This is a genomic window from Shinella sp. JR1-6 (assembly GCF_004284735.1).
GTDB lineage: Bacteria > Pseudomonadota > Alphaproteobacteria > Rhizobiales > Rhizobiaceae > Shinella.
This window is the reverse complement of the sequence record NZ_SHMI01000022.1, coordinates 13,685-36,364: the sequence shown is the minus strand read 5'-3', so window position 1 is coordinate 36,364 and position 22,680 is coordinate 13,685. Positions and strand designations below refer to the sequence as shown.

The following is a 22,680-nucleotide window of genomic DNA, read 5'->3' as shown; positions in this document are numbered from 1 at the left end:
GGTAACAGCCAATCTCTTGACCGCCACTTAGAGGGTTTCAATCCAACGAAGTGGGCAGGACCACCACGACATCGCCAACTCCATGCGCTGACCAATTGAGGGTGTTCGAAAAGTACTCCGATGTCAACGCCAATTCAGAATGGTTCACAAGCCGGGTTTCAGCCCGGCTTTTTCTTTTCCCGCCGCTCATGGCAACACGGAGACCTGCATGAACATGAATATCCCCACCACCGCCCTCGCCTCCAATGCCCTGGCATCGCGGGCGATGGTCGTATCCCTCTCCATCGCGCAGTGGTCGGGCCGCCGGCTGGACCGCGATGTGACGAACGAGGTCAACCGCAGCAAGTCTGCCGCATCCGACGCCGGTCGCTACAACAAGGCGATCGTGAAACCGGATGCCCTGAAACCGATCGCCAAGCTCGTCGGCGAGATCCGCAACGAGTTCAACGGCCGCACCCTGCCCTGGATGGACGACGGCAAGCGGATCATGGCGGCGCAGGCCTTCATGGCCCACGCCAAATGGCTGGCCGACCAGCGCAACAAGTTCGAGAAAGAAGTCGAGCGCTTCCTCCGGGACTATCCGCAGCATGTGCAGGACGCGCAGCGCCACCTCGGCACCATGTTCCGGCAGGAGGATTACCCGGACGCCGACGAGATCACCATGAAGTTCAGCTTCATCACGAAGGTGATGCCGGTTCCGACTGCCGGCGACTTCCGCGCCAACCTCGCCGCCGAGCAGGTCCACAGCATCCGGCAGGATATCGAGCGCGATGTGCAGGAGGCGGCGCGCGCCGCGGTCCGGAACGTCTACGAGCGCATCGTCGGCGCCGTCGAGCACATGCATGAGCGCATGGTCAACTACAAGCCGGCCACCCGCCCGGGCGAGACCACGGCCGGCGTGTTCCGGGACAGCCTGGTCGAGAACATCCGCGATCTGGTCAAGGTGATGCCGTCGCTCAACATCACCGGCGATCCGGAGCTTGACGCCCTCGCCGATCGTCTGGCCCGGCTCTCCCGGCACGACGCGGAGACACTGCGCAACAGCGATTCCGCCCGCGAAAACATCGCGGACGAGGCGCAGCGCATCCTCGACGACATCAGTGCGTTCATGAAGTGACGGCCGCCGATGAAGCTGAGAGAGTTGGAGTTCCGGGAAGCGCCGCGATGGGTGCCTTGGGAACTTGAATTCGAGGCGCTTTGGCGCGGCCGCACCCACGCCTATGTCAGCTACAAGATTGTGGACCGAAAGTGGGTGTGCCGGGATCACAAGCGCCGGGACATCAGCGAAGGTAGACAACGCGCCATCATCGCTCGCATCCCTCCGGCAATCCTTGCTCGTTGCGTGACCGCGTCTCTGGCCGGAACCGAGGCCTGGCCATGACCGCCGTGCGCCTCATGTCCGAGGCCATGGATCTCGGTAGCTTATTGGAATGGCACTTCGCCCCCCCCGAGGACACATTCGCAAGCCACAGGCTCACCTACGTCGTCGCTGAGCGGAGCTTCGAACTCAGCCACCTGATCGATCCCGCCACCTATAAGCATCGCGGCCCAGACCTCACGCTGGACTACATCCTCACGATGCTGCCGGACGAAGAGAGGGCAAAGGCTGCAGCCGCCTCCATCACCCGCACCTCCAAGCGGCGATAACCCGCCGCTCACAGCAATCATGCACATCAGGAGAAACACATGCTCGACATGAACATCGTCGCGGCTGGCGCCGTGCTCGAAACCTACCTCCGCGTCGATAGCCCCGCCATGCTCTGGGGGCCGCCCGGCGTGGGCAAGTCCTCAATCGTGAAACAGATCGCCAAGGGCAGAAACTGGAAGGTCATCGACTACCGCTGCTCCACCCGCGATCCGGTCTCGATGATGGGCTTGCCCGATCTTGCCGCCGATACCACCCGGTGGAAGGTGCCGGACGAATTCCCGCAGGTCGCACGTGACGGCGAAGAAGGCATCCTGCTGCTTGATGAGATCAATGCCGCACCGCCGATGATGCAGGCTGCAGCGTTCGGTCTCGTCCTCGACCGCTTCATCGGCGAGTACCGCCTTCCCCCGGGCTGGCGCGTCGTCGGCGCCGGCAACCGCAAGAGCGACAAGGCCGCCGCCCAGGCCATGCCGACCGCCCTCGGCAACCGCTTCGCCCATATCGGCGTGGTAGCTGACCTCGAAAGCACAGTCGCCTACTTCGCAGCCAAGCGGCTTCCCGCCATGCTGATCGCGTTCCTCCGCTTCCGGCCCGGTCTGCTTCACCAGATGGGCGAAGGCGACAACATGGCGTTCCCGACCCCGCGCTCCTGGGAAGAGCTGAGCAAGGTTATGGATGTCGAAGATGACATGCTCCGGCTCCGGGCTTTCGCCGGCTACGTTGGCGAGGGTGCAGCCGGGGAGCTTAAGAGCTTCATCGAAATGGCCTCGGACCTTCCGACCGTCGACAGCATCGTCCGCAATCCCGCCAGCGCACGGCTCCCGCAGAATAAGGCCGCGCAGTTCGCGATCACCGCTGCCCTTGCTCACCACGCCGACGAGCACAAGCTCCCGGCGATGGATGCCTACATGCGCCGGCTGCCGCGCGATTTCCAGGTGACGTTCGGCATGGACTACGTCTCGATGCATCCCGCGCTGGCGAACACCCAGACCTACGTGGACTGGACGGTCACCAATCAGGACGTCCTCTTCAACAACTGAGGGCGCGATGACGATGGCCTCGAAAGTGACGGCCCTCTGGGGGCCGTCCAAGGTGCGCCAGCATAGAGACTGCTACGTCTGGGAGTTTTCCGGCGTGCTCGATGACGGCTCTCAGGCAGGCTGGCGGGTGATCTTCTACTTCGACACTCGCGCATTCAAGGTTCTGCGCACCTTCACGCGGCCGGCTAACAAAGGGCTGACGCAGGTCGACATGTTTCCCGGCGCCAAGCCGAAGCACCAGGAGAACACCCTGAAGGAGATGCTCCGTGCCCACATCCCACCGGCTCAACTGGCGGCGGCCATCGCTGCCGCCATCCAGTATCAGAAAGGAAGGTGACCATGGTCATGGTTCGCCAGGTCCTCGGCCCCTTCAATCCCGAGGAAAACATCCAGCCCTACGGCAGCGCAACGATGAAGTGGTACTTCATTGGCATCCGGGACAACCATGAAGTGGCCAACTGGATCCTTTCCTACGATGTCGACAAGCGGAAATGGAACGTGGCCAACGTGCCGCTGGGCCTCCCGACCGGGAAGCGGATGAAGGCCCTCACCGAAAAGCTCACGAAGGAGGGACGCGATCCGGTGAAGTCCATCGACCCGGACATGTTCTTCCGCGGCAGCACCAAGCTCCCCCTCGTCGGCGACCGCTTGATTGATGTGCTCCGATCCTGCCTTTCCCCCGCCGACCTCGCGAAGGCGACCACCTATTCTCTTCAAAGGAGGGGCAGATGACCCCGGAGATACTTCGCCGGTTCTACCGGATCCGACGCAGCAAAGACGACAGCGACCTTGTTGTCTTCGTGTTTCGCCCCCGAGACGGACGGTATCCGAGGCGTGTGTACCGTCTGGAGTATTGGGTCCGCTCCCGGCGCTTCAATGCAACCTGCTCTACGCATCTCAGCAAGGTGAACCGGCGTGAAGGACGTCTAGTCTTCGCGGACCATGTGGTGGTTTCGGTCGAGACCTCTCCTCTCGTCGCGGCCCTCTCCTCCGAGGAGATTGCATCGTTGGTGACGAAATCGATCAACGCGCAAAATGAACCGCCGCCTCTGGTCAAGCTTCAATACGTCCGGTTGCCGACGTTCGGCGCGCCCTACTATCCGCCTCCCGCGATCCTGCCACCCATCGAAGTCAAGTTTGAGGTGCGGGTGGACAACGATGCCTGGGAGAAAATGGCGGAAATGGTGGCGGCCGAAATAGCCCAACAAGGCGCCACGCCCTGTCAACCGCAATCATGCGACAAGGAGACCACCGATGCCGCCGAAGTTGGACATCGAAAGCAAGCTGCTGGCCGCGAAGACCGCACTCATGTTCGAGCAACCGTTCTTCGGGGCGATGATCGTTCAAAAGGAGATCGTTGAGGATCCGCGCGTCCCGACGATGGCGACTGACGGCAAGCGCTTCTACTACAACACCAGGTTCGTGGAGAAGCTGAGCAAGCGCGAGCTTGTCTTTGTTCTCGCTCACGAAATCCTGCACGACGTGTTCTACCACCACACCCGCATGGGCAATCGCGACCCGGAGAAGTGGAACATCGCCGGGGACTATGTCATCAACTTCGAACTGAAGGAGAGCAGCTGCGGCGAGATGCCGAAGGGCGGGCTTTACGACCCTCAGTATGGAGGCATGTCGACCGAAGACGTCTACCGGCTCCTCCCCGACAAGCCGCCGTCGCAGAGCCGCGGCAAGTCCGGACGCTCCGAAGAGGACACCGGAGCATCCAGCCCGGGCGGCGGTGGCACAGGCGCAGGGAGCCTCGGCGTTGACCCTGGTGGCTGCGGCGGCACGATGCCGGCGGCGCCAACCTATGACCGGGAGGGTCTCGCCTCGGCCGAAACCACCATCGCTACTCAGGTGGCGCAGGCGGCGGCTATCGCAAAGGCAAAAGGCAACGGCATCGGCAAGCTGTCTGCCGGATTGCAGCGGCTCATCGCTGACATCACCAAGCCGAAGGTGAACTGGCGGGAAAGGCTTCGCCGCTTCGCCGACGAGGTGTTCATGAGCGACTACAGCTGGGCGCGGCCGAGCCGGCGCTTTCTCCCTCACCGCCTGGTCATGCCGAGCATCGTGCCGACCGAAGGTATCAGGCATATCGTCTGCTGCGTCGACACCTCCGGCTCCGTCGATGACGACATGCTTGCCGAGTGCGGCGGCGAGATATCTGGCATCCTCGACGACGGCAATGTGGAACTGATCACCGTCATCTACACCGACGCCGCGGTCTGCAACGTCGAGACATTCCAGGCCGGAGACACCATCCGTCTGCGCGCTGCCGGCGGCGGCGGCACCGCCTTCACCGAGGCCTTCCGCTACATCAAGCGGCACCACTCCGACGCTACCGCCATCATCTTTCTCACCGACCTCTGCACCTACGATTTCGGCGAGAAGCCGGAGGCGCCCGTCATTTGGGCGCATACCGGCACCAAGCAGGCCTTCGACCAGTGGGCGCCCCGCGTCCCGTTCGGCGAAGTGATCCGCATCGAACCGTAACCCACCACAACAGGAGACCACGATGAACGTCACCGTGAACATCGCGGTGGACGGCACCCCTTTGGCCGTTCACCACTTCCCTTCGCTCCCCATTCCCGACGCCGGCGGCCGCCAGGTCCACGGCGTCACGACCTACACCTCGGCGGAGACCGAGGCCGCCCTCTGCGCGTGGGAATGGATCCTCGAAAACCGCGAGACCAAGTTCGCCGCCGACTTCGACGCTGCAGGAACATCCGGCATGCGCATGGTCGCTCAGCAGGCCGGCCGCATCATCCATGCCGTGTGGGAGAAGCTCGAAGGCGACCAGCACTATCACGGCGCCTTCGATTTCGATTTCGCGCCGGCCGTCCTCGAAAACCTCCCGTGGGACCGTGTCATCGAGAACAACCGCTACGGCGACGGGCGCTACTCCCCGACCGTCCCCGCCCTCGCCTTCATCGTCTGGTCCCAAGAGCGCGCGAACTTCGAGCACTGGCGCCAATCCCGCCGCTTCTGGACCACGCTGGCCACAGCCTACTCCGCCGCCGCGTTCAACTGCGCTCTCGAACTGGACCCGGCACAGACGCTCCGCGCCTTCAAGGCCGGCGAAGCACCCACCGATTTCGTCACCGGGCTTGCTGAGCGGCAAGGCTTGGCGGCCTGCCCTATCGTGGCGCTGTGACACCCGTGACGTTTCGTCCGCCACCTCGCAGTTTCTGGGACGGTGACCTGACCTTTCTTAAGCGGCTCCCGCAACCCGGATTGCTCGAGTTCACCGTCCAGTCCTTTGGCCGCGCTTGGTGCATCGCGGCATATGCGATCCACCTGCGAGAATTCTATTGCCTCACCCTCTACGACGACACGCCCCTCAGTGAAGAGGTGAGCCGTGAGGTTTGGGCGCGAGCACCACCGGAGGTCAAAGCCCAATGCGCCGCCGCTTCCGTCGCGGCGGCGCACCGATAACCCGCAACCATGCACAGAAAGGAGACCATATGTGCGCACTTGCTCTGCCGGTTCCGACCAGCGCCTCGCTTGACTATCGCCGCTTCGGTCGCGCCATCGAAAACGTCACGAAGGTGGTGCCGAGGAAGGCCACCATCCCGATCCTGGGCGCGGCGCTGATCACCGCCGTGAAGGGCGGCGTCGTCGTCACCGGGACCGACCTCGATGTCCAGACCTCGACCTTCGTTCCGGGCCGTGTCTCGCCGGACTTCAAGATCATGGTCGATGCCCATCGCCTGCAGCCGGCCTTGGCGAAGGTCCCGTTCGCTCAGTCCCTCGACTTCATCAGGCACGACGACCACACCGTCTGCATGTTCGGCAGAACTAAGCTCCAGCTTGTGCCGGGCGATGATGTCGATCAGTTCCCGGTCTTCTCCCGCGCCGACGGACTGAAGGCGACGAACTGCCGCTTCACGCTCGACACGAGCGAGTTGCGGAAAGCACTGGACACCGTCCGGTTCGCCATCTCCACCGATGCCACCCGCTACTACCTGAACGGCGTGTTCCTGAAATACGACGCCGACCAGGAGCGCTTGATGTTCGTCACCACCGACGGGCACCGGCTGGCGGCCTATGCCGTCGATCCGCCGGCGGGCTGCGAAGCCATGCACGAAGCTGGCGCAATCATCCCCGCCGCGACGGTCAAGGAAGTCCTCCGGCTCGCCAGCCGCAAGGACGCCCCGCCCGTGGTCGACATCGCTGTGTCCGGCGATGCCGTGCTGTTCTGCCTGGGCGACGAGCAGATCGAATCCAAGCTCGTTGACGGCTCGTTCCCGGACTACCAGCGCGTCTTCCCCGCCAACCTCGATCGCAGGGCGCTCTTCGTGACGGCCGCGCTCCGTGAGGCCGTCGACCGCGTTGCCTCCGTCTCGGACATCAAGCAGGCGCCGATCGCAATCGATATCGGCCGCGAGGTCGCCGAGCTCACCTGCGCATCGGAAGGTTTTGGCATAGGCAGCACGGACCTGCCCTGCCTCGCCAATGAGCCGTTCAAGGTCGCGTTCTCTGCCACCTACCTTGCCGACATCCTCGAACGGATCGCCGGCCAGGTCTCCCTCGAAATCAACGAAGCGGCCAATGGCGCGGGCCTCTTCCTCGACCAGAAGGAACCGAATGTCCGGTTCCTCCTCATGCCCCGTCGCGCCTAAGAGGATATCCCCATGATGAAGAAGCAGCCCAAGCCCGATGACATCCTCATCGGGATGAAGATCCGTGCGCGCCGTGTCGCGATCGGCATGAGCCAGGAGAAGCTTGGCGAGGCCGTCGGCGTCACCTTCCAGCAGATCCAGAAGTACGAGAAGGGCACCAACCGCGTCGGCGGCAGCCGGTTGATGCAGATCGCTGCTGCCCTGAAGACCACGGCACCGAACCTGATGCCGCTGGAGAACGCGGAGCCCGTCACCGAGGACGCCGGCCCCTCCGTCTACGCCATCCGCCTCGCCATCCAGATCGAGAACCTCCCCGACAAGCACCGCGCTGTCGTGTCCGATCTGGTGCGCGTCCTCTCCAACGAAGTCACGGCAACCGCCGCGGCTGCAGCATAAGGAAAGAGCTATGCACGAGTTTCAGCAGCTCTCCACCACCATCGACCGGCTCATCATCGACGAGAAGAATGTCCGTAAAAACCGGGAGAAGGACTCGATCGAAGCAATGAAGGCCTCGATCCTCGCCAATGGCATCATCCAGCCGATCGCAGTCCGCCCGCCGGCGGTATCGGACGCCGACCTCGAAGGGGCTCGCTACCGAACCTTCGGTGGCGGCCGCCGGTTCCTTGCGGTGCAGTCTCTCGTATCCGAAGGCTTAGTTCCGGCCGACTACCCGGTCCCGATCATCATTCGCGATGTCGATGACCATAAGGCCGAAGAGTTGAGCCTTGCGGAAAACATCATCCGTAGAGGCATGTCGCCGCTCGACGAATTTCGGGCGTTCAAGGATCTGATCGACGGCGGCGCAACGATCGAAGAGATCGCGTTGCGCTTCGGCCAGACCGAGAAGTTCGTGCGGGGCAGGCTGGCGCTGGCGAACGTCCACCCGGATCTACTCGCCGCGTTCGAGGCAGAGGAAATGGACTTCTCCACCCTCGCCGCCTTCACCCTGGAGCCGGAGCAAGAGCGCCAGCTCGAAGTCTGGTCCGGCCTCTACCGCTACGACCGTAACGCCCGCCAAGTTCGCTATCTGCTCAGCAAGGACTCGGTGAAAGGCGATAGCCGGATAGCGAAGTTCGTCGGCCGAGATGCCTACCAGGCTGCCGGCGGCCCGGTCCGCTCAGACCTCTTCACCGACGATGAAACCTGGGAGGACACCGCTCTTGTCGAGAAGCTGGCGGCGCAGCGGCTCGAAGACCTCAAGACTGAGGCTCTCAACGAGGGCTGGGCATTCATCGTCACCGCATCGGAGAGCGGCAAATCCTACTGGGACTATGCGCGCTACCAGCCGGAGGCCCAGTACACCGATGCGGAAGCCGCTCGCTCCAGCCAGCTCGAGAAGATCCTGAACTCCGAGGGCGAGACCATTGATGAAGCCGAGTTTGAAAAGCTGGAGGCGGAATACGAGGCCCTGCAAAAGCGGCCGGGAGAATTCACCTCCGAGCAGCGAGCGACATCCGGCGTGTTCATCGATGACAAGCAGTACGAGGTGACCTACGGCATCTACGAGCGCGGCAAGGAGACGGGCAGTGGCTCCGTCTCCGGCTCTGGCGGCGCGAAGGAAGAGGAGGACCCGTTTGCCATCTCGAAGGCGACGAAGTCGCTCCTCGCGAAGGCCGTGACGGACGCCGTCCGAAAGCGTGTCCAGACCCACTCTCCTACGGCCCTCGCCTTCGTCGTCACCATGCTCGACATGTCGGTGAACGCGCCGGGCGGCTACGGCAACGCCAAACCTTCCCGCATCACGGTCACCCGGGAGATCGGCCATCGCACCGATGAAGCGTCCGACGACAAGTTCCTGACCCGCTTCAAACGGTTCTCGAAGATGAAGCCTGACGCACTCGGTGCCAAGCTGGCCGAGCTGGCATCGCAGACCGTGGATGTCACTGAAGAATGGCTCTCCGGCTCCCACGGCTATGTCGCCGACGAGGCGCGCGAGGACATACAGACCGGCCTCCTTGCGACCATGAAGCTCGATCCGCTGGAGCACTTCGACGCAGAGCTCTACTTCAAGGGCCTGAAGAAGCAGCAGATCGCCGCCGCCTATCTGGAGATGACAGGCACGGAACTGGCCGATGGCAAGAAGGGCGAGATGGTGGATCTCGCCGCTGCCACGGCGCAGGAAAAGAAATGGCTGCCGAACCTGCTTCGCGCGGGCGTCTACCACTTCAAGCAATAGCCGGGCCTTCCGGCTCAGACCTCAAAGGGCTGGCGTTCGCGCCGGCCCTTTTCTTTTCGCGGGCCGGTGGTCGGCTCGCGGCACCAAGGGGAAAGGAACCCTCACATGAAAATCGCATACCTCACTCTCGTCGCGGCCGCTGGCATCGCCATGGTCTCGGCGAGCCACGCCAGCGCGGAGCCGATCCGGCTTTGCACCGGAAGCCAGAGCGGCAACTACTATGCAGCCGGCGCCATGATCGCAAAGATGGCCGGGAGCCCGGCCGAGGTCGAGGTGGTCGAAAGCGCCGGCACGATCGACAGCATGGAGCGCATGCTCGACACCCCGGCGAGCGACCCGAAGGCGTGTGATGCGATGATCGGCCAGCCGGACGGCCCGGTCTACCTCGCCCGCCAGTCCCAGGCGAAGGCGCGCAAGCTCCTGCAGGTGGGCTCTCTCCACCGGGAATATCTGCATGTGCTGTGCAACAAGGCGAGCGGCGTGGATGACCTCGGCGACCTCGAAGGCGACCCGGACAAGTACCGCATCGCCATCGGCGAGCCGGGCTCCGGCGCCTGGGTGATCTGGCAGAACCTCACGGCCGAGGACGAGGACTATGCAGCCGTCCCGGTTTCCAACGACAGCGACATCCTCGCGCTCAACTCCGTATCGAACGGCGACACCACCTGCATGCTGGTCCCGGCCGGCCTGAAGAACGGCGTCGTCAACGAGGCGGACGCCACGTTCGGCGATACCATCGCTCTCGTCGGAGCCAACGACCGCGACTTCGACGATGCCGTCGATATCAAGGGCAACCCGCTCTACGAGTACGCCAAGATCCCGGGCGAGGCATATCCGCTCTCCTTCGATTATTGGTCGGACGTGAGCACGATCAGCTGGCCGGCTGGTGTCTACGTCAACACGGATCGCCTCAAGGACAAGGCGTTGCTGAAGGCCTTCGTCACCGCCGTGGCGCGCGCCGCCCCCGGTATCAAGGCGGAGTTCGGCAAGTGAAGAAGCTCGTCGACAAGATCCGCGAGCATCTCGCCACGATCCTCGTGACCATCGCCGGCCTGCTCGTCTTGATGCAGATCGCGGCAGGTTTCATCGGCGACGTCGTCATCGGCTGCATGCTGGTCGGCCTCGTATGGGCCGCCCAGCGGGTCGCGCCAAAGGGCTGACAATCCATGCCGGCGCCCATCCACGGCGCCGGCCCCTTCAACAGACAAGTATGGAGGAGCACATGGGCTCCCAGGACACACGGATCGTGGTATTCCGCCACGCCGGGCATTCCTACGTGCAGAAGAAGCAAGGTGGTGGCTATCACAATGCCGGCCTCACCGGCTACGGCTACACAGCTCACATCAACGGCAAGGCCTGCACCGATTTCCCGGATGCAATAGGAGACGAGAACTTCGTTGATGTTGTGGGCGATATCACCTCGATTGCCGCGCACTACCCACAGCGAAAGGTGATTACCCATTACGTCCCTCGACCCGAGTTCACCGACACGGTGAAGGGCCCGTTGAGTATTGCAGAATACTCCGCGCTGAACGAGGATCGGCGCGAGGTGATCTACCAGCCGGCCTACCGGATGGAAGACGTTCCGCCACGGCCGATGGAATACGTGGTCTACGAAGTCGATGCCGCACCGCGGAAGTTCCCGCCTGGCGTCATGATCACGGTTCCCGATTACCTCCGGCGTTACCGAAACGTCTGGCACACGCTGCCCTGCTTCATGGAGAAGAAGGAACTGTTCACCCGGCTGGCCGATGCGGTCGTCGCGGAAACAAAGAACCGTTCGCACTTCAAGGTCGGCGATCACCGCAATATCGGCTCCCTATCCGTCGATGCCGCTGTGAAGGTGCAGGGCTTCCCCCAGGAATTCAGTTTCCGAATCCTCCGCTGGGGGCTGACCAACGACTACGGCAACACGATCGTACCGCAAATCCAGGGGGACAACTTGGATGATCTCCTCGCCAAGGTTGGCGCCTGGATCGGAGAACAGGTCGAGCGCGTGCGCCTCGTTCACTCCCCGGTCAATTGCCCGTGCTGCGGCAGGAAACTGCCGAAAGACACCAAGGTCGTCGTCGCCGCAGGCAGGAGATAGTCAATGCGAACACCGGACCCCGCGCAACTGCGCAACCAGTGCGAAATATTTAACAGCCGATATCCGATCGGCACCAAAGTCGCCGTCCGCAAGGACGACGGCGAGGCCTTCATCACCAAGACCCGCTCGAAAGCCGATGTCATTTCCGGGCATACGGCTGCCATCTGGTTGGAGGGCCTCACCGGCTGCTCCGTGCTCGACCGTGTTTCTCCCATTAAATCGCAGGGCTGCGGCAAGCCCCCCAAGCTGCCCCGCATGGATCGCGACCTCTTGGGGAAGATCATCGATGACGTCTTTGACGGAGCGATTGAGGACGCCTCGGTCATCGAAGACATCTATGCCTCCATCGCCAGACACGCTTCACTGCCGCTCTCAGGTCAGGAAGGAGGGACCGGCGCCACGCACCGTCACAGGAAACGCGGTACGGAATACGTGCTGCTCGGCGTCGGCAGAATGCAGACCGAGAGATGGGAGGATGTGACCTATCGCAACCAGGTAACGTCGGTCGATATGCGCGAGGTCGCAATCTATCGCTCCATCGAGGACGGGTCGCTGTGGGCCCGTCCTCGCGAAGAGTTCGAGGATGGTCGGTTCGAGGCGATCTCCACTTGCGTGCACGACTGGTTCGACTGCTCGAACGCCGCCGGTCCTCCGCCTGCGAAGTCCTGCCGAAAATGCGGGTGGACGTGCGGAGATGATGAATCGCGCGGCGTCTTCATCGTGTGGCCCTGGCTGCAGAACAGCCACGGTGAGATTGGAGGCGGCCATGGATGACGCCGGCATCATTCGCATCCTCAAATGCGCGGAGGCCGCCGTCTCCTTCCCGGACTTCAAATCGGACGAGGAGAGAAACCAATGGGCGCTCACCCATCTGGGGCAGTACACGTTCCGCGAAGTTGATACGGCCCGGAAGATCATCGACCTGCTCGAAAAGCTCGATGGCTGACCGCCTCTCCTGCTGCGTTCCCTTCTGCCGGCGCACCGTCGACCGGCAGAAGCTCGACGCCGGCCACAACGAGTGGCTCTGCCACATTCACTGGAAGCTTGTGCCTGCCCGCCTCAAGCGGCGCCGGGCCAAGCTCCGCCGCCTTGCGAAGCGGACGGGTGATCCCGCCCGCCTCGCCCGTATCCACCGCGCCGACGATGCCGCCTGGGCGGCATGCAGAGCCAAAGCAATCGAAGGAGCCGCCGGCCTATGAGGTATGCTGTCAAAGCCCGCGAAGTCGGAAAGAAGAAGTGGAAGTTCATTGCGCCTAACGGTGCGCTTAGCTCGCTCCGGATCTACGCCTCCCGCTGGGCAGAGAAGGAGAAGGCCGAGAATTTCATCGCCGTCAACGCTGGCGAGAACCCGGGATGGGAATTCAAGGTTGTCGATATGGGAGGCGACGGTGGATGACGAGGATCTAGCCGCCGCCTTCCACGCCCACAAGGAAGGGCAGACCAAATTCACCCGTCGCATGGCGATCGACATGGCGGACTTTTTCGACCTCTCGGTGCGGCAGTTGGTCTGCCGCCTCGAAACCCTTGGCCTTGTAAAGCGAGGCACTTGGGATTGGTTCGTCGCCAATGGCGGCTTCACCAAAGAGCACTACGAGCAGGCCCGCAGCGACCGACATCCGGTCTAGCCGGCCGGCACCACCGCAATTATGCGCTCCCAGGAGACCACCTCATGCCCCCCATTACCAACGTCGCCCTCACCGGCGATGTCGTGGCGCTTGTCAATGCAGACGCGCCCGTTGCCATTGGCGTGTCTGGCGGCAAGGACAGCCAGGCGGCCGCCCTCGCTACGTTTCAACATCTGGATATCGTCGGCCACGCCGGCGAACGCATTCTCATCCATGCCGATCTCGGTTCAGTCGAATGGAACGACAGCTTCCGCATCTGCGAAGAGCTTGCCGGCCACCTGAAATGCGGCCTCGTCGTGGTCCGCCGAAAAGCCGGTGGCCTGATGGAGCGTTGGGAAAGCCGCTGGTTGTCCAGCATGACCCGTTACGAGACACTGAGCACCGTGACGTTGGTACCCTGCTGGTCGACACCCGACATGCGGTTCTGCACCTCCGAGCAGAAGACCCACGTCATCATCGCCGAACTCAAGCGGCGCTTCAGAGGCAAGCAGGTCCTGAATGTGACCGGCGTGCGCCGGGAGGAAAGCCGCAATCGGTCCAGGATGTCCGTTGCGGATGCCGATGCCACCGGCAGGATCATGAACTGGCGCCCGATCATCGACCTTACCGTCGACGAGGTTTTCGCCCTCATTGACGCGTCTGGCCTCCACCCTCACCCGGCATACCGGGTCTTCGGTATGAGCCGCGTCTCTTGCCGCTTCTGCATCATGTCAGCGCTCGGCGACCTTATCGCGGCAACCGGCCAGTCCGAGAGCCACGACCTCTACCGGAACATGGTTGCGCTGGAGATCGCCAGCGGCTTCGCATTCCAAGGAGCACGGTGGCTCGGCGATGTCGCCCCGCACCTCCTCACCAGCAAAGGCCGAGACGGCTTGGCGATGGCAAAGGAAAAGGCCCGCCGCCGATCCGAGATCGAAAAGCGGATCACCAGGCGCATGCTCTACGTGAAGGGCTGGCCGACACGGATGCTCACCAACAACGAGGCCGACATTCTCGCCCGAGCCCGCAGCGAGGTCACCGAACTCTATGGCTTCCAGTCACGCCACCTCACACCGGACAGCGTCCGCGAACGCTATGCCGAATTGCTCGCGCAGAAGCAGCAGAAGGCGAGCCAGCCATGAGCACCCAACACCTCAAGACAATCTCGAAGCTATTCGAATCCCTGCGATATCGGCACGACCTATACACGGTCTTCTCGGATTGGTGCGCGTGCGCGGCGATCGCCATCAGCAACGCCATCGATGTTCGCCAGCGCGAAGCGAGGGAGGCTCGCTACCTTGACATCGTCCGCCGCTATCAGAAGGACGAACTTGCAATCTTCCCACAGATCCTCGGGGAAGTGACGATGGCGCTGGAGACCGCGCCGCAGGATATCCTCGGCGCCACGTTCCACGAATTGGAGTTGCACAACAAGGCGCGCGGCCAGTTCTTCACGCCTTACGAGCTTTGCCTCATGATGGCGAAGATCAACATCGGCGGCTTCGACGACCTTCAAAAGGTCATCAATGCGCACGGCTACGTCACCGCGCACGAGCCTGCTGTGGGCGCAGGGGCAACGATTATCGCCCTCGCAGAAGCGATCAAAGACCTGGGCATCAACTATCAAAGGAAGCTGCATGTGGTGGCGGTCGATGTTGACCCGCGAGCCGTCCACATGGCCTATATCCAGTTCTCTCTCCTCCACATACCCGCGCAGGTCATCGTCGGCGACACGCTTCGAATGGAGTTTCGCGAGGACTGGTTCACGCCGGCGCATATCCTTGGCTTCTGGTCGGGCCGTCTGGCGGCGAAACAGGTGGCGCAGCCCGACGCCAAACCCGAAGTTCCGGACGCCGCTGTCACTCCGCCAGCGAAGAAGGTAAAGATCCGAAGCACGGCTGGCCTTCCGCTATTCGATTTCAGCGATTGAGCTTTTCGATCACCACTTTAACCGTGCAGTAATCAAGGATGGGAAATATGTCCGTCACGCTCGCCGCGCCACCGCGGCCCACCCTAACGATGAAGACCGCAACGGACATGAAGCCAGCCTCCCGCCGCATCTGCCGGGCCGTGCCGAAAGGCGACAAGTTCGTCGCCGAGTACGCAATGCCCGGCCTTGTGCCAGAGTATGTGCAAGTCGGCGGTGCGGTGAAGAAGTTCGAGACTGCCGAGGCGGCGGAGATCGCTGCACTCAAGGCGTTCGCCTCGCTCTACGACAGCCGGACGCTCGATACCCGGAAGAACAAGGGCTATGTCCGGATGACCGGCGCCGAACTGGCGCTTGCCCTGGATGAACTGAACGTCACGCCGACGTTCTTTGCCGAGCTGACCGGCTTCCCGCAGTCGCGGGTCATGGGGTGGATCGACGGAGTGCAGGACATCCCGCACTCCGTCTACCTCGTCATTCACCTGATGCGGTTCAATCCTGAGAAGATGATCGACCGCGCCGAAGATCTTCTTGATCGAGTTGAGGACGCCACGTCTCGTCCCGGTAGGACCTGATCGGCCCGCCGCCGGCACGTCCCTTCTTCCATTCCTCATGGTTCCAGCGATGCTGGACGCTATTGTCGTCGAGATAGCCGAGCGATGCTGCCGCCACGTCGAGCGACAAGTGCAGGAGGGTGAGCATCTTCTCGTGCGGCATCGGGTCAGCCTGGGCGATTTCGCGCGGCCGAGGATCTCGGAACGCATCGTGGCAAACCACGTCCTCCAGAAGATCGGCGAGATTGGCCTCGCCCCAAGCACCGAGCTGCTCCCGCATCCGCCGAAGCTTCCCCATGCAGTCCAGCTGATACCCGCGGATTTCGCCCGGCCCAAAGCCACCACCGCCACCCTCCTTGTCGAGCGCGGGCGAGCGCATCGTCTTGACCTGGGCGCCATCGATAAGCTCCCGCAGCTTGAGCGCCGTATGATAGCGGATCCCGAGCATTCCCTTGCTGTCTCGATCAGTGGTCATTTCCCGAGCGGCAACCAGTTTCTCTACCAGCCCTGCATCCGGGTTCACGATGGCCATCTTGCCGTTGACAATCACGAGCCGCTGGCTTCCTGCGATCTCCATGTCGTCAATCTCGGTGCTGTTGAAAACTCGCTCGCACCGGTCGTAGAAGCGCCTGCGCATTTCCTCGGCCGCAGGTTCTCGCCCATAAAATGCGATCAGCGGCAACGCGCCGCCGGTCAAATGCTCCCCGGTCTGAACCTTCCGAAGCCGTTCCTTCAACGCCTTTCCTGCGCTCATGTCTCTCTCCTCTTCACCTGCCGGCTGCGAAGCTGCAGCGGGGTCAGCGACACCCGGTCGAGCAATCCGCCATCGATGGGCTTTCCGTCGTCGCCGTACCGGGTCATCATCAGCTCAGCGATGGCGACCCGGCGCTCTTCGATGTTCATTGCGGAGCGATTGGGGTAAGGGGACCGATTGACGAGACCGGCCACCTGTTTCTTCCGCCGCCCGATAACCTGCCCAACGGCGCTCTCGGAGTGACCGACGAGCCAGAGCACCCAGGCGATCAAGAGTTCCTTCTCGGTGTAGTTAGCCACGGACAGGCCTCCGGTTCGTGACGACGGTGATCTGCCGGGTTCGCCCCTTCTGCTTGACGATTCGGAACACGGCGTTGACGGCCGCCGCCGTGTGTCCGGCTATTTCTCCGTCACGCTCATAATGCCCATTGACGAAGGCGCAGAGATTCGTGAGGAGCGCTTCGGCGGCCGCGGCCCGGGCGACGAAGACGATGGGCTTTCCCTTTTTGCCGACGAGCGGACGCATAGCCCCGTCGCGAGCGGTGCGCATCTTGGCGACAAACCCGTTGCCCTTCGGCTCGATCTCGTAATCAAAGTCGTTCATCAGTTGTAGACCTCGTGGAATGTGGGTTCGTCGGTGAAGAGGCTGTTTTGCTTGGGGGCCACGTCCTGGTCCTCGAAGCGGGTGAGCCGGCCGTTCCAATTAAAGATCCGGCGATCTCGCCCCGGGCCCAATCGGTCCTTCAACTTGTAGACTTCGATTTTCCCTTTATTGACGATCAGCTTCCCGTCGTATTCCTCCTGCTTGTTCTTCGTTTTCGGAGGATTCTTCGTTAGCCAGGCATGGCGATTGAAGTTGGCCAGCATCATGTCGGCATGCTCTTCCAGCGCACCGCCGTAGAAGTCCTCCATCTCCGGTTCTGGATTGTCCTCGCGCGAGCGCGCGTCCTTGGTGAACTGGCAGAGCGCAATGATCGCGCAGTCGAGTTCCTTTGCGAGGGCCTTCAGCGTGCCGCCGTTCTTGTAGACGATCTCCGGCCCGCTCAGCCGGCCAGCATTGGCCCGGCCGAGCAGCTTCATGTGGTCGACCAGCAGAAGCCGGAGCCCATGCTTGCGCTTGTGCGCCCTCGCCCGCATCGCAAGCTGCTCCATGGTCATTTCGCCGCGGCAGATCAGACGAAGCGGGACCTCCCGCACTTCCTTGCGAACGTCGAGGATCTTGCCCAGCTGCTCCTCGGTCAGGCCGAGCATGGCATCGCGTGCCGTGACACCGGTGCGGCCAGACAGCGCGCGGGTGACGAGCGACCGGTTGTCCATTTCCAGTTCAAAGAACGTGGTGGGCTCACCATCCATTTCGGCGGAGAAAATTGCCTGCTGCGCGGCGATTGCCGTTTTGCCCCCGCCCGGTCCGCCTCCCCAGAGGATGAGCGATGACGTGGGGATGAACCCGATCATTTCCGTCAGGCCGGCAAGGCAAGGCCGCAGCGCGAGGCTGGTCTGATTCTGCTCGAGCTGCACGTTCGCCCGCTCGAACACCTCGTCGAGCGATGACGCGAGAGTATGCTCCTTCTCGATGGTGCTGGCCCGGGAGATGTCCGCCATGCGCTGCGCAGTGCGCTCGATCAAATCGTTCGGGTCGAGCCGAAGGTCACCAACCGATTTCAGGATACTGTTCGCCAAGCTCTCCAGGCGCCGGCGCGCCGACAAAGAGAGCAGCTCGTCGAGATATTGCGGCAGCTTGGCCTGCAGCATCTCCTCGCGGGCCGCGAGGTGGAGCAGCATGGAGATATAGCCGTCTGCATCCTGCCCATCGGAGATCTTCCCGACGCGCCCGCTTACGATTGCCGGCGAAATGACCTTGCCAACCGTGGCAAGCTCGCTGACCACCGCATAGATTTTCTTGTGATCGTCGGTGGAGAATACCTCCATCGACAGGCTGTCCGCCAATTCCCAGAACGAATCCTCGCTCTGCAAGATCGCCCCCAAGACGATCTTTTCGACCTGCGTATTACCAATAACGCTGTTCGTCATCCCGCTTCTTCTTTGCTGTCTGCCACACATCAAGCCAATCGTCGGGGGCCGGCGACGGGTAGATGCCTACCTCGACGCCAACGGCCCTTGCCCGCGACTGGAGAGTTTCTGCTGCCCGGATGCCCGGCGGCGTCATCACGTCGCCGGTGCGCTTGTTGAGCCGGTGGTGGTCGCCATCGGCATAGATCTGCAGACGGCGAACGCCGGCCGGGATCTGAAAATTCTGCATTCCTGAGGTCGACAAGGTCGCCCAGACGGATGCTTCGGATTGGAGGAGCGCCATGACGGCGGTCGCGGTCTCAATGCCCTCGGCGAGACGCAGCGTTTCGGTGACCGGCCCGAGCCGCACCGCGCCGCCCGACGCAGGGCCGAAGCCAAGCTTGATCTTTTTTCCGTCCGCGTTCGTCAGGGCCTGCCCCTCGGCCGAGAGGAAGATGCGCCAGACGGCGGTGACACGGCGATCCGGCGCCTGGACTGCGCCGATCAGAGCCGGGAAGCGCCGCCGATGGAATTCGAGCGGGATGTCTTGGTTGGTGGGCATCAGGAGCCCGGGGTGAAACCGGAGCGATTGCGGCCACACGGGCACCCGGAGGTCGGAAAGCTCAATGGAGCGGCCGTTCAGGTAGGTTTCCGCAAGGGTGCCGGCGATCGGCTGGGCGGCCTTCCAGAGCCACCGCGCGTTATCAGCCTTCTCTTCTTCCTCCCGGCGCTGATCGGCGGCGCGGCGGTCCGCGTCCACCTTGCGCCGCTGCTCCGCCGCCTCTCGCTTGCGCTTCTCGGCCGCTGATTCTTCTCGACCGCCCGGCAGCGAAACGCCGGCGAGGGATGCAACTATTTCGACCGCCCGTGGAAACGACACGCCGTCAAGCTCGGTTAGGAACCGGAAGTGATCGCCGCTCGCGCCGCAGCCGAAGCAATGGTATCGGCCCTTCCGAACCTCGCAGTGGAAGGACGGCCGGCTTTCGCCATGGAACGGGCAGCAGCCCCAGTAATCGCCACGCGAGACGTTCGTCTTCTTCCGGTCCCACGCCACCCGTGTCCCAACGACATCGGCAATCGACACACGGTCCCGGAGGTCGGCAAGAAACTGATCGGAGAAACGCATCAGGTCCAGCCTTTGCCTTGGATGTTCAGGCTCCAGCCATGGTCATCAAGCCGGACAAGGCGCGCCCCACATCGGCAAAGAGGGAACCGCTCCCCATCCCGGAAACGCATTCCGGCTTGCAACGGCGCAAAGTCGCAAGCTTTGGTCATCTGGCCGGCCACCATGGAATTTTCGACTACCGCTGCAGCGTGCCCTGCCTCGCAGAGCAGCACCGCTCCGCGCGGAAGCAGGGCGTTGGGGTCATCGAGATCCATCTGGCGCAGTTCGAGCCATCCTGTTGCCTGATCGACAATCTCCCTGGGTTCAAAACGCGCCATCAGAGGAAGCTCTCCTGCTGATAGGATCGCCCCTTGTCGAAGGCGTAGGTCGGCTCGTGCTCGATGCGCAGGTAGTCGAGCATGCACAGAGCTTCGGCCTCGTCCTCGGTGTTGTAGGACCAGCCGTTGCGGTCGCAGTATTTCTTGGCTTCGACCTTGAACCATTTCGACCGGGCGTTCTGGTCAAGGTTCAGGTTCTTCGGCGTGTAGACCTTGCCGTGCGTCTTGGAACGCCACGTCTGGATTGCGATCAGCTGAGGCTCGCGCAGCGCCAGCGAATGGCAGACAGTCTGTGCAATTGAGGTCCACCCGGAAGAGAAAAGGACCTGCTGCGCGTCAACCTTGTTGTCTTCGCCATGACCGACGATGGTCATCAACTCTATGCCGATAAGCGGGTCTGGGAGGCCGGCGAGGACGCGCCGCAGGCTCTGCGAGAATTCGAAGAAGGTCGCGCCTGCACTGGGGTCCCGGAAGCGCCAAGTGCCATGGCGAAGGTTCTTGCCACCGGGCAAACAAGATGCCCAACCGCATGTCCGGCCTGGGTCGAAGACGAAGTAGGATCCGGGGATGTCCATGGATGCTCCAGTCAGGAAAGCCAGTTGAGGCCGTCGGCCGTAGGCGCGTGCCGGTCCCAGACGATCCAAACGAAATCGGGGTTGCCGCCAGTGGCCTTGCCACCGGCTTCAAGGAACTCGCCGGGAGGGCACGACGGGCGCGGCGTCACGAAGTGAACGCGGGACGGCTTGTGGTCGCGGTAGAGGCCGGTCGCCCGGCCCTCGCCGAAGAGGAAGCGTGCCTCGGTGAACGCGCAGACCTTCCCGCTCGTGACCGAGATTGCCTTTCGGATGAAGAACTCGGTGCCCTCGCCGCGGAAGAACGGCGGGTTCATGACAATGTTGGCCCGCTTGCGCCGGCAGGTGCGGAAGTCGCTCAGGCCGGTGAACCACGGTGCACCGCCCGTCCGGTCAACGACATCCGAGCCTGTGGCCTGATAGCCGCAGCGCAGGAGGGCGGTGACGATATTGCCGCCACCGCACGACGGATCGTGAACCGGCCCGTCGAAATCCTCATGCTGGCAAAGCTGCTCAGTGCACCGGGTCGGCTCCACATACCAATCCCGGTCGCCGCGCTCCCAGATGTGGGAGTTGCGCTCTCTCAGCTTTCCCAATTCGCCCCCCATATTGCCCGCATGACGTTGCGTTCCATGCGGTCGAGCGCGAGGTTCAGCCGGCGTTGGCACCAGATCAGAAGGTACTTCGTCGGCTCCCCAGGGCGCGGGGATGTGATCAGCCGGAGGAACTGCTTCACGGGAAGACTGCCCTTCGTCAGATTGCACGGGCTGCATGCGACGACGATGTTGCTGTCGAGATTGGACCGCCCTTGGAGCGCGGGATCACATGGTCCCGCGTTGCCTGTTTCATGGTCAGCCGGTCGAGGCAGTACTTGCAGCGACCGTTCTGCTTCCGCAGCACCGATGCGCGCTGCTCTCGGTCAAAGGCTCTTTCGAGCCTCAGGTCTCGATAGTGCCACCCAGACATAGATCAGGCGCCTTCCTGCTCGACGGCGTCCTTAAGCTCCTGATTGATGAAGGACGTGCCATCGTTGAACCCGCGCTGCCAGGCCTGCCCCTTGTCCGAACCGACATCGTAGGGATTACGGTTGTCCTTCCGCAGCTTTCCAACGGTGTACCCTTCTTCGAAGGCCTTCTCCGTCTCGGAGTAAGGGTCGTCATCGAGCAGAGACAGCTGACGGCCAACGGGGTGCCCCATGAGCAACGCGATGCGCTTCTTCATTTCGATGTCAGCGAGCACTTCGCCGATATCCTTGTCCTGAAGCCACTTCGCATACTCGAAGTGCTTCTTCGTCCAGCCGATATCCTTCAGGCGATTGTAAACGGCGCCCTGATCGGCCCGGATGCCGGCACCCTTCGATTCGAGCTCCTTCAACTGGGTGAAGGCCTTGAGGAACTGCTGATCCTCATAGATCTCCTGCGAATTATGCTCTGCACCTGCCATATTCATGCTCCCTTTCGGTTAGAGGGCGAGGCGCCGGCGCGCTTCCGCGACCGGGATGCCTGTCTTGAGAAGTTCGATGTATTCCGCCTGCTTTTCGGGCGGCACGGAGAAGCCCCGGCGATAGTCGGCGGCGGCGCGGACGCGGCCCTCAACAGAGTGATCGACGGGCGCTGGCTCCGGCTTGAGCAATGCCGGGCGGGCAGACGGGATATGGTTCCGGAGCTGCCGGAGACGGTACCGGCAATAGGACGAGGTCAGTCCAAAATGGTTGGCGAGCGCCTGCCCCTTTAGCTCCTGCGAAACCCGCAAAAGTTCTTCGTCGCGCTCTTTGGTCCAGAATGATCCGCGCGGCCTGCCAGTTCGGCTCATGCTGCGGCAGCCTCCGTGTGCTTGGTAATCAGCCGCTTGATCGCCTCGCTTTCGCGGTCGAAGACTGGCACCGCCGGAAGCTCAATGCCCTCCTGCTTGGCGATACCGCACAGCAGGATTACGGCCGGGCCGTCATGAAGTGCGCCGGGGTCGGCGGGGTCCTTATTCTCCAGGCGCAGGATGCTCGGCTGCGATGTCGCAAGACGACGGCCGAGATTGCGCTGGGAGAGGCGGAGGCACTGGCGGACAAACCACACTTGATCGGAAGTGAGTTTGAACTGGCTGCCGTCCTCCGCCGTGAGGATGGGGATTGCTCCGTTCGGCTTCGGCCGGCGCGGGGTTTTCATGTGGTCTCCATTCACGATTTGGAAATACGCACATGATACATAACGTGTCGATTTTGGCAACGAAATAATACGACACGTATCGCTCA

At 62.6% G+C, this 22,680-nt stretch carries 33 protein-coding genes and 1 pseudogene; 22 read left to right on the top strand and 12 right to left on the bottom strand.

The window, feature by feature from the left end; translation table 11 throughout:
• Positions 1-208 precede the first annotated feature (208 nt).
• From EXZ48_RS26615 to EXZ48_RS26515, 22 genes are all read left to right on the top strand, one after another.
• A complete protein-coding gene (locus tag EXZ48_RS26615; protein ID WP_165909434.1) occupies positions 209-1,117 on the top strand; it encodes a DUF3150 domain-containing protein in 909 nt (302 codons plus the stop codon).
• 260 nt (positions 1,118-1,377) lie between these two features.
• The gene (locus EXZ48_RS26610; protein WP_130519586.1) at positions 1,378-1,647 is read left to right on the top strand and encodes a hypothetical protein; all 270 of its coding nucleotides are present in this window, start codon (positions 1,378-1,380) and stop codon (positions 1,645-1,647) included.
• A gap of 39 nt (positions 1,648-1,686) precedes the next feature.
• The gene (locus tag EXZ48_RS26605; RefSeq protein ID WP_130519584.1) at positions 1,687-2,688 is read left to right on the top strand and encodes an ATP-binding protein; all 1,002 of its coding nucleotides are present in this window, start codon (positions 1,687-1,689) and stop codon (positions 2,686-2,688) included.
• 7 nt (positions 2,689-2,695) lie between these two features.
• On the top strand, positions 2,696-3,025 hold the full coding sequence (locus EXZ48_RS26600) for a hypothetical protein (protein WP_130519582.1): 330 nt from the start codon (positions 2,696-2,698) through the stop codon (positions 3,023-3,025).
• Between the two features lie 2 nt (positions 3,026-3,027).
• A complete protein-coding gene (locus EXZ48_RS26595; protein WP_130519580.1) occupies positions 3,028-3,420 on the top strand; it encodes a hypothetical protein in 393 nt (130 codons plus the stop codon).
• Entirely contained in the window at positions 3,417-4,049 is a 633-nt protein-coding gene (locus EXZ48_RS26590; protein WP_130519578.1) for a hypothetical protein, read from the top strand. The genes EXZ48_RS26595 and EXZ48_RS26590 overlap by 4 nt, the downstream gene beginning before the upstream one ends.
• Positions 3,943-5,178: a VWA-like domain-containing protein gene (locus EXZ48_RS26585; RefSeq protein WP_130519576.1), complete on the top strand. Its 1,236-nt coding sequence runs from the start codon at positions 3,943-3,945 to the stop codon at positions 5,176-5,178. Before EXZ48_RS26590 ends, EXZ48_RS26585 begins: the two co-directional genes overlap by 107 nt.
• 22 nt (positions 5,179-5,200) lie before the next feature.
• Positions 5,201-5,839 (top strand): hypothetical protein, encoded by a 639-nt coding sequence (locus EXZ48_RS26580; protein WP_130519574.1) that lies wholly within the window; start codon positions 5,201-5,203, stop codon positions 5,837-5,839.
• Positions 5,840-6,149: 310 nt separating this feature from the next.
• Positions 6,150-7,307, top strand: coding sequence for a DNA polymerase III subunit beta (gene dnaN, locus EXZ48_RS26575; protein WP_165909433.1), 1,158 nt, complete (start codon positions 6,150-6,152; stop codon positions 7,305-7,307).
• Between the two features lie 12 nt (positions 7,308-7,319).
• Positions 7,320-7,703: a helix-turn-helix domain-containing protein gene (locus tag EXZ48_RS26570; RefSeq protein ID WP_130519569.1), complete on the top strand. Its 384-nt coding sequence runs from the start codon at positions 7,320-7,322 to the stop codon at positions 7,701-7,703.
• 10 nt (positions 7,704-7,713) lie between these two features.
• Positions 7,714-9,483 carry a ParB/RepB/Spo0J family partition protein gene (locus EXZ48_RS26565; RefSeq protein ID WP_130519567.1) on the top strand — a complete coding sequence of 590 codons (1,770 nt, stop codon included), beginning with the start codon at positions 7,714-7,716 and terminating at the stop codon, positions 9,481-9,483.
• A gap of 105 nt (positions 9,484-9,588) precedes the next feature.
• Positions 9,589-10,476: a TAXI family TRAP transporter solute-binding subunit gene (locus EXZ48_RS26560; protein WP_130519565.1), complete on the top strand. Its 888-nt coding sequence runs from the start codon at positions 9,589-9,591 to the stop codon at positions 10,474-10,476.
• Entirely contained in the window at positions 10,473-10,643 is a 171-nt protein-coding gene (locus EXZ48_RS35020; RefSeq protein WP_165909432.1) for a hypothetical protein, read from the top strand. Before EXZ48_RS26560 ends, EXZ48_RS35020 begins: the two co-directional genes overlap by 4 nt.
• Before the next feature lie 62 nt (positions 10,644-10,705).
• Positions 10,706-11,572, top strand: coding sequence for a hypothetical protein (locus EXZ48_RS26555; protein WP_130519563.1), 867 nt, complete (start codon positions 10,706-10,708; stop codon positions 11,570-11,572).
• Positions 11,573-11,575: 3 nt separating this feature from the next.
• Positions 11,576-12,346, top strand: a complete 771-nt coding sequence (locus EXZ48_RS26550) for a hypothetical protein (RefSeq protein ID WP_130519561.1) — start codon at positions 11,576-11,578, stop codon at positions 12,344-12,346.
• Positions 12,339-12,518: a hypothetical protein gene (locus EXZ48_RS26545; RefSeq protein WP_130519559.1), complete on the top strand. Its 180-nt coding sequence runs from the start codon at positions 12,339-12,341 to the stop codon at positions 12,516-12,518. Before EXZ48_RS26550 ends, EXZ48_RS26545 begins: the two co-directional genes overlap by 8 nt.
• Positions 12,511-12,771: a hypothetical protein gene (locus tag EXZ48_RS26540; protein WP_130519557.1), complete on the top strand. Its 261-nt coding sequence runs from the start codon at positions 12,511-12,513 to the stop codon at positions 12,769-12,771. The genes EXZ48_RS26545 and EXZ48_RS26540 overlap by 8 nt, the downstream gene beginning before the upstream one ends.
• On the top strand, positions 12,768-12,968 hold the full coding sequence (locus tag EXZ48_RS26535) for a hypothetical protein (protein ID WP_130519555.1): 201 nt from the start codon (positions 12,768-12,770) through the stop codon (positions 12,966-12,968). Before EXZ48_RS26540 ends, EXZ48_RS26535 begins: the two co-directional genes overlap by 4 nt.
• Entirely contained in the window at positions 12,961-13,197 is a 237-nt protein-coding gene (locus tag EXZ48_RS26530; RefSeq protein WP_130519553.1) for a hypothetical protein, read from the top strand. Before EXZ48_RS26535 ends, EXZ48_RS26530 begins: the two co-directional genes overlap by 8 nt.
• Before the next feature lie 44 nt (positions 13,198-13,241).
• Positions 13,242-14,318 (top strand): phosphoadenosine phosphosulfate reductase family protein, encoded by a 1,077-nt coding sequence (locus EXZ48_RS26525; protein WP_130519551.1) that lies wholly within the window; start codon positions 13,242-13,244, stop codon positions 14,316-14,318.
• The gene (locus EXZ48_RS26520; RefSeq protein WP_207900507.1) at positions 14,315-15,106 is read left to right on the top strand and encodes a class I SAM-dependent methyltransferase; all 792 of its coding nucleotides are present in this window, start codon (positions 14,315-14,317) and stop codon (positions 15,104-15,106) included. The genes EXZ48_RS26525 and EXZ48_RS26520 overlap by 4 nt, the downstream gene beginning before the upstream one ends.
• 47 nt (positions 15,107-15,153) lie before the next feature.
• Positions 15,154-15,678, top strand: a complete 525-nt coding sequence (locus EXZ48_RS26515; RefSeq protein ID WP_130519549.1) for a hypothetical protein — start codon at positions 15,154-15,156, stop codon at positions 15,676-15,678.
• On the opposite strand, the gene EXZ48_RS26510 is transcribed toward EXZ48_RS26515, so the two are convergent.
• The 12 genes and pseudogenes from EXZ48_RS26510 to EXZ48_RS26455 form a co-directional block, all read right to left on the bottom strand.
• On the bottom strand, positions 15,596-16,411 hold the full coding sequence (locus EXZ48_RS26510; RefSeq protein WP_130519547.1) for a hypothetical protein: 816 nt from the start codon (positions 16,409-16,411) through the stop codon (positions 15,596-15,598). The two genes, EXZ48_RS26515 and EXZ48_RS26510, sit on opposite strands and share 83 nt — an antisense overlap.
• The gene (locus EXZ48_RS26505; protein ID WP_130519545.1) at positions 16,408-16,710 is read right to left on the bottom strand and encodes a hypothetical protein; all 303 of its coding nucleotides are present in this window, start codon (positions 16,708-16,710) and stop codon (positions 16,408-16,410) included. The genes EXZ48_RS26510 and EXZ48_RS26505 overlap by 4 nt, the downstream gene beginning before the upstream one ends.
• On the bottom strand, positions 16,703-17,014 hold the full coding sequence (locus EXZ48_RS26500; protein ID WP_130519543.1) for a hypothetical protein: 312 nt from the start codon (positions 17,012-17,014) through the stop codon (positions 16,703-16,705). Before EXZ48_RS26500 ends, EXZ48_RS26505 begins: the two co-directional genes overlap by 8 nt.
• A complete protein-coding gene (locus EXZ48_RS26495) occupies positions 17,014-18,441 on the bottom strand; it encodes a DnaB-like helicase C-terminal domain-containing protein (RefSeq protein WP_165909431.1) in 1,428 nt (475 codons plus the stop codon). The genes EXZ48_RS26500 and EXZ48_RS26495 overlap by 1 nt, the downstream gene beginning before the upstream one ends.
• Positions 18,419-19,180, bottom strand: a complete 762-nt coding sequence (locus EXZ48_RS35815) for a toprim domain-containing protein (protein ID WP_371687681.1) — start codon at positions 19,178-19,180, stop codon at positions 18,419-18,421. Before EXZ48_RS35815 ends, EXZ48_RS26495 begins: the two co-directional genes overlap by 23 nt.
• A 63-nt stretch (positions 19,181-19,243) precedes the next feature.
• Positions 19,244-19,546: pseudogene (locus tag EXZ48_RS35550) on the bottom strand (CHC2 zinc finger domain-containing protein); the annotation flags it as partial.
• Positions 19,546-19,863 carry a hypothetical protein gene (locus EXZ48_RS26485; protein WP_130519537.1) on the bottom strand — a complete coding sequence of 106 codons (318 nt, stop codon included), beginning with the start codon at positions 19,861-19,863 and terminating at the stop codon, positions 19,546-19,548. The gene EXZ48_RS26485 and the pseudogene EXZ48_RS35550, both read right to left, overlap by 1 nt.
• The gene (locus tag EXZ48_RS26480; protein WP_130519535.1) at positions 19,863-20,438 is read right to left on the bottom strand and encodes a hypothetical protein; all 576 of its coding nucleotides are present in this window, start codon (positions 20,436-20,438) and stop codon (positions 19,863-19,865) included. Before EXZ48_RS26480 ends, EXZ48_RS26485 begins: the two co-directional genes overlap by 1 nt.
• 11 nt (positions 20,439-20,449) lie before the next feature.
• Entirely contained in the window at positions 20,450-21,031 is a 582-nt protein-coding gene (locus tag EXZ48_RS26475) for a hypothetical protein (protein ID WP_130519533.1), read from the bottom strand.
• Between the two features lie 373 nt (positions 21,032-21,404).
• Positions 21,405-21,878, bottom strand: coding sequence for a hypothetical protein (locus EXZ48_RS26465; RefSeq protein ID WP_245462367.1), 474 nt, complete (start codon positions 21,876-21,878; stop codon positions 21,405-21,407).
• Positions 21,879-21,896: 18 nt separating this feature from the next.
• The gene (locus EXZ48_RS26460) at positions 21,897-22,247 is read right to left on the bottom strand and encodes a hypothetical protein (protein ID WP_130519529.1); all 351 of its coding nucleotides are present in this window, start codon (positions 22,245-22,247) and stop codon (positions 21,897-21,899) included.
• On the bottom strand, positions 22,244-22,594 hold the full coding sequence (locus EXZ48_RS26455) for a hypothetical protein (protein ID WP_130519527.1): 351 nt from the start codon (positions 22,592-22,594) through the stop codon (positions 22,244-22,246). Before EXZ48_RS26455 ends, EXZ48_RS26460 begins: the two co-directional genes overlap by 4 nt.
• Positions 22,595-22,680 lie beyond the last annotated feature (86 nt).

Excerpts from the sequence above, each read along its gene's own strand:
- EXZ48_RS26500 (WP_130519543.1), bottom strand. The coding sequence starts at position 17,014 with ATGAACGACTTTGATTACGAGATCGAGCCGAAGGGCAACGGGTTTGTC.
- EXZ48_RS26520 (WP_207900507.1), top strand. The coding sequence starts at position 14,315 with ATGAGCACCCAACACCTCAAGACAATCTCGAAGCTATTCGAATCCCTG.
- EXZ48_RS26605 (WP_130519584.1), top strand. The coding sequence starts at position 1,687 with ATGCTCGACATGAACATCGTCGCGGCTGGCGCCGTGCTCGAAACCTAC.
- EXZ48_RS26455 (WP_130519527.1), bottom strand. The coding sequence starts at position 22,594 with ATGAAAACCCCGCGCCGGCCGAAGCCGAACGGAGCAATCCCCATCCTC.
- EXZ48_RS26595 (WP_130519580.1), top strand. The coding sequence starts at position 3,028 with ATGGTCATGGTTCGCCAGGTCCTCGGCCCCTTCAATCCCGAGGAAAAC.
- EXZ48_RS26485 (WP_130519537.1), bottom strand. The coding sequence starts at position 19,863 with ATGGCGCGTTTTGAACCCAGGGAGATTGTCGATCAGGCAACAGGATGG.
- dnaN (WP_165909433.1), top strand. The coding sequence starts at position 6,150 with ATGTGCGCACTTGCTCTGCCGGTTCCGACCAGCGCCTCGCTTGACTAT.
- EXZ48_RS26610 (WP_130519586.1), top strand. The coding sequence starts at position 1,378 with ATGACCGCCGTGCGCCTCATGTCCGAGGCCATGGATCTCGGTAGCTTA.
- EXZ48_RS26540 (WP_130519557.1), top strand. The coding sequence starts at position 12,511 with ATGGCTGACCGCCTCTCCTGCTGCGTTCCCTTCTGCCGGCGCACCGTC.
- EXZ48_RS26560 (WP_130519565.1), top strand. The coding sequence starts at position 9,589 with ATGAAAATCGCATACCTCACTCTCGTCGCGGCCGCTGGCATCGCCATG.
- EXZ48_RS26465 (WP_245462367.1), bottom strand. The coding sequence starts at position 21,878 with ATGGCAGGTGCAGAGCATAATTCGCAGGAGATCTATGAGGATCAGCAG.
- EXZ48_RS26570 (WP_130519569.1), top strand. The coding sequence starts at position 7,320 with ATGATGAAGAAGCAGCCCAAGCCCGATGACATCCTCATCGGGATGAAG.
- EXZ48_RS26585 (WP_130519576.1), top strand. The coding sequence starts at position 3,943 with ATGCCGCCGAAGTTGGACATCGAAAGCAAGCTGCTGGCCGCGAAGACC.
- EXZ48_RS26460 (WP_130519529.1), bottom strand. The coding sequence starts at position 22,247 with ATGAGCCGAACTGGCAGGCCGCGCGGATCATTCTGGACCAAAGAGCGC.
- EXZ48_RS26580 (WP_130519574.1), top strand. The coding sequence starts at position 5,201 with ATGAACGTCACCGTGAACATCGCGGTGGACGGCACCCCTTTGGCCGTT.
- EXZ48_RS26600 (WP_130519582.1), top strand. The coding sequence starts at position 2,696 with ATGACGATGGCCTCGAAAGTGACGGCCCTCTGGGGGCCGTCCAAGGTG.
- EXZ48_RS26615 (WP_165909434.1), top strand. The coding sequence starts at position 209 with ATGAACATGAATATCCCCACCACCGCCCTCGCCTCCAATGCCCTGGCA.
- EXZ48_RS26590 (WP_130519578.1), top strand. The coding sequence starts at position 3,417 with ATGACCCCGGAGATACTTCGCCGGTTCTACCGGATCCGACGCAGCAAA.
- EXZ48_RS26565 (WP_130519567.1), top strand. The coding sequence starts at position 7,714 with ATGCACGAGTTTCAGCAGCTCTCCACCACCATCGACCGGCTCATCATC.
- EXZ48_RS26555 (WP_130519563.1), top strand. The coding sequence starts at position 10,706 with ATGGGCTCCCAGGACACACGGATCGTGGTATTCCGCCACGCCGGGCAT.
- EXZ48_RS26515 (WP_130519549.1), top strand. The coding sequence starts at position 15,154 with ATGTCCGTCACGCTCGCCGCGCCACCGCGGCCCACCCTAACGATGAAG.
- EXZ48_RS26535 (WP_130519555.1), top strand. The coding sequence starts at position 12,768 with ATGAGGTATGCTGTCAAAGCCCGCGAAGTCGGAAAGAAGAAGTGGAAG.
- EXZ48_RS26510 (WP_130519547.1), bottom strand. The coding sequence starts at position 16,411 with ATGAGCGCAGGAAAGGCGTTGAAGGAACGGCTTCGGAAGGTTCAGACC.
- EXZ48_RS26480 (WP_130519535.1), bottom strand. The coding sequence starts at position 20,438 with ATGGACATCCCCGGATCCTACTTCGTCTTCGACCCAGGCCGGACATGC.
- EXZ48_RS26550 (WP_130519561.1), top strand. The coding sequence starts at position 11,576 with ATGCGAACACCGGACCCCGCGCAACTGCGCAACCAGTGCGAAATATTT.
- EXZ48_RS26495 (WP_165909431.1), bottom strand. The coding sequence starts at position 18,441 with ATGACGAACAGCGTTATTGGTAATACGCAGGTCGAAAAGATCGTCTTG.
- EXZ48_RS26545 (WP_130519559.1), top strand. The coding sequence starts at position 12,339 with ATGGATGACGCCGGCATCATTCGCATCCTCAAATGCGCGGAGGCCGCC.
- EXZ48_RS26525 (WP_130519551.1), top strand. The coding sequence starts at position 13,242 with ATGCCCCCCATTACCAACGTCGCCCTCACCGGCGATGTCGTGGCGCTT.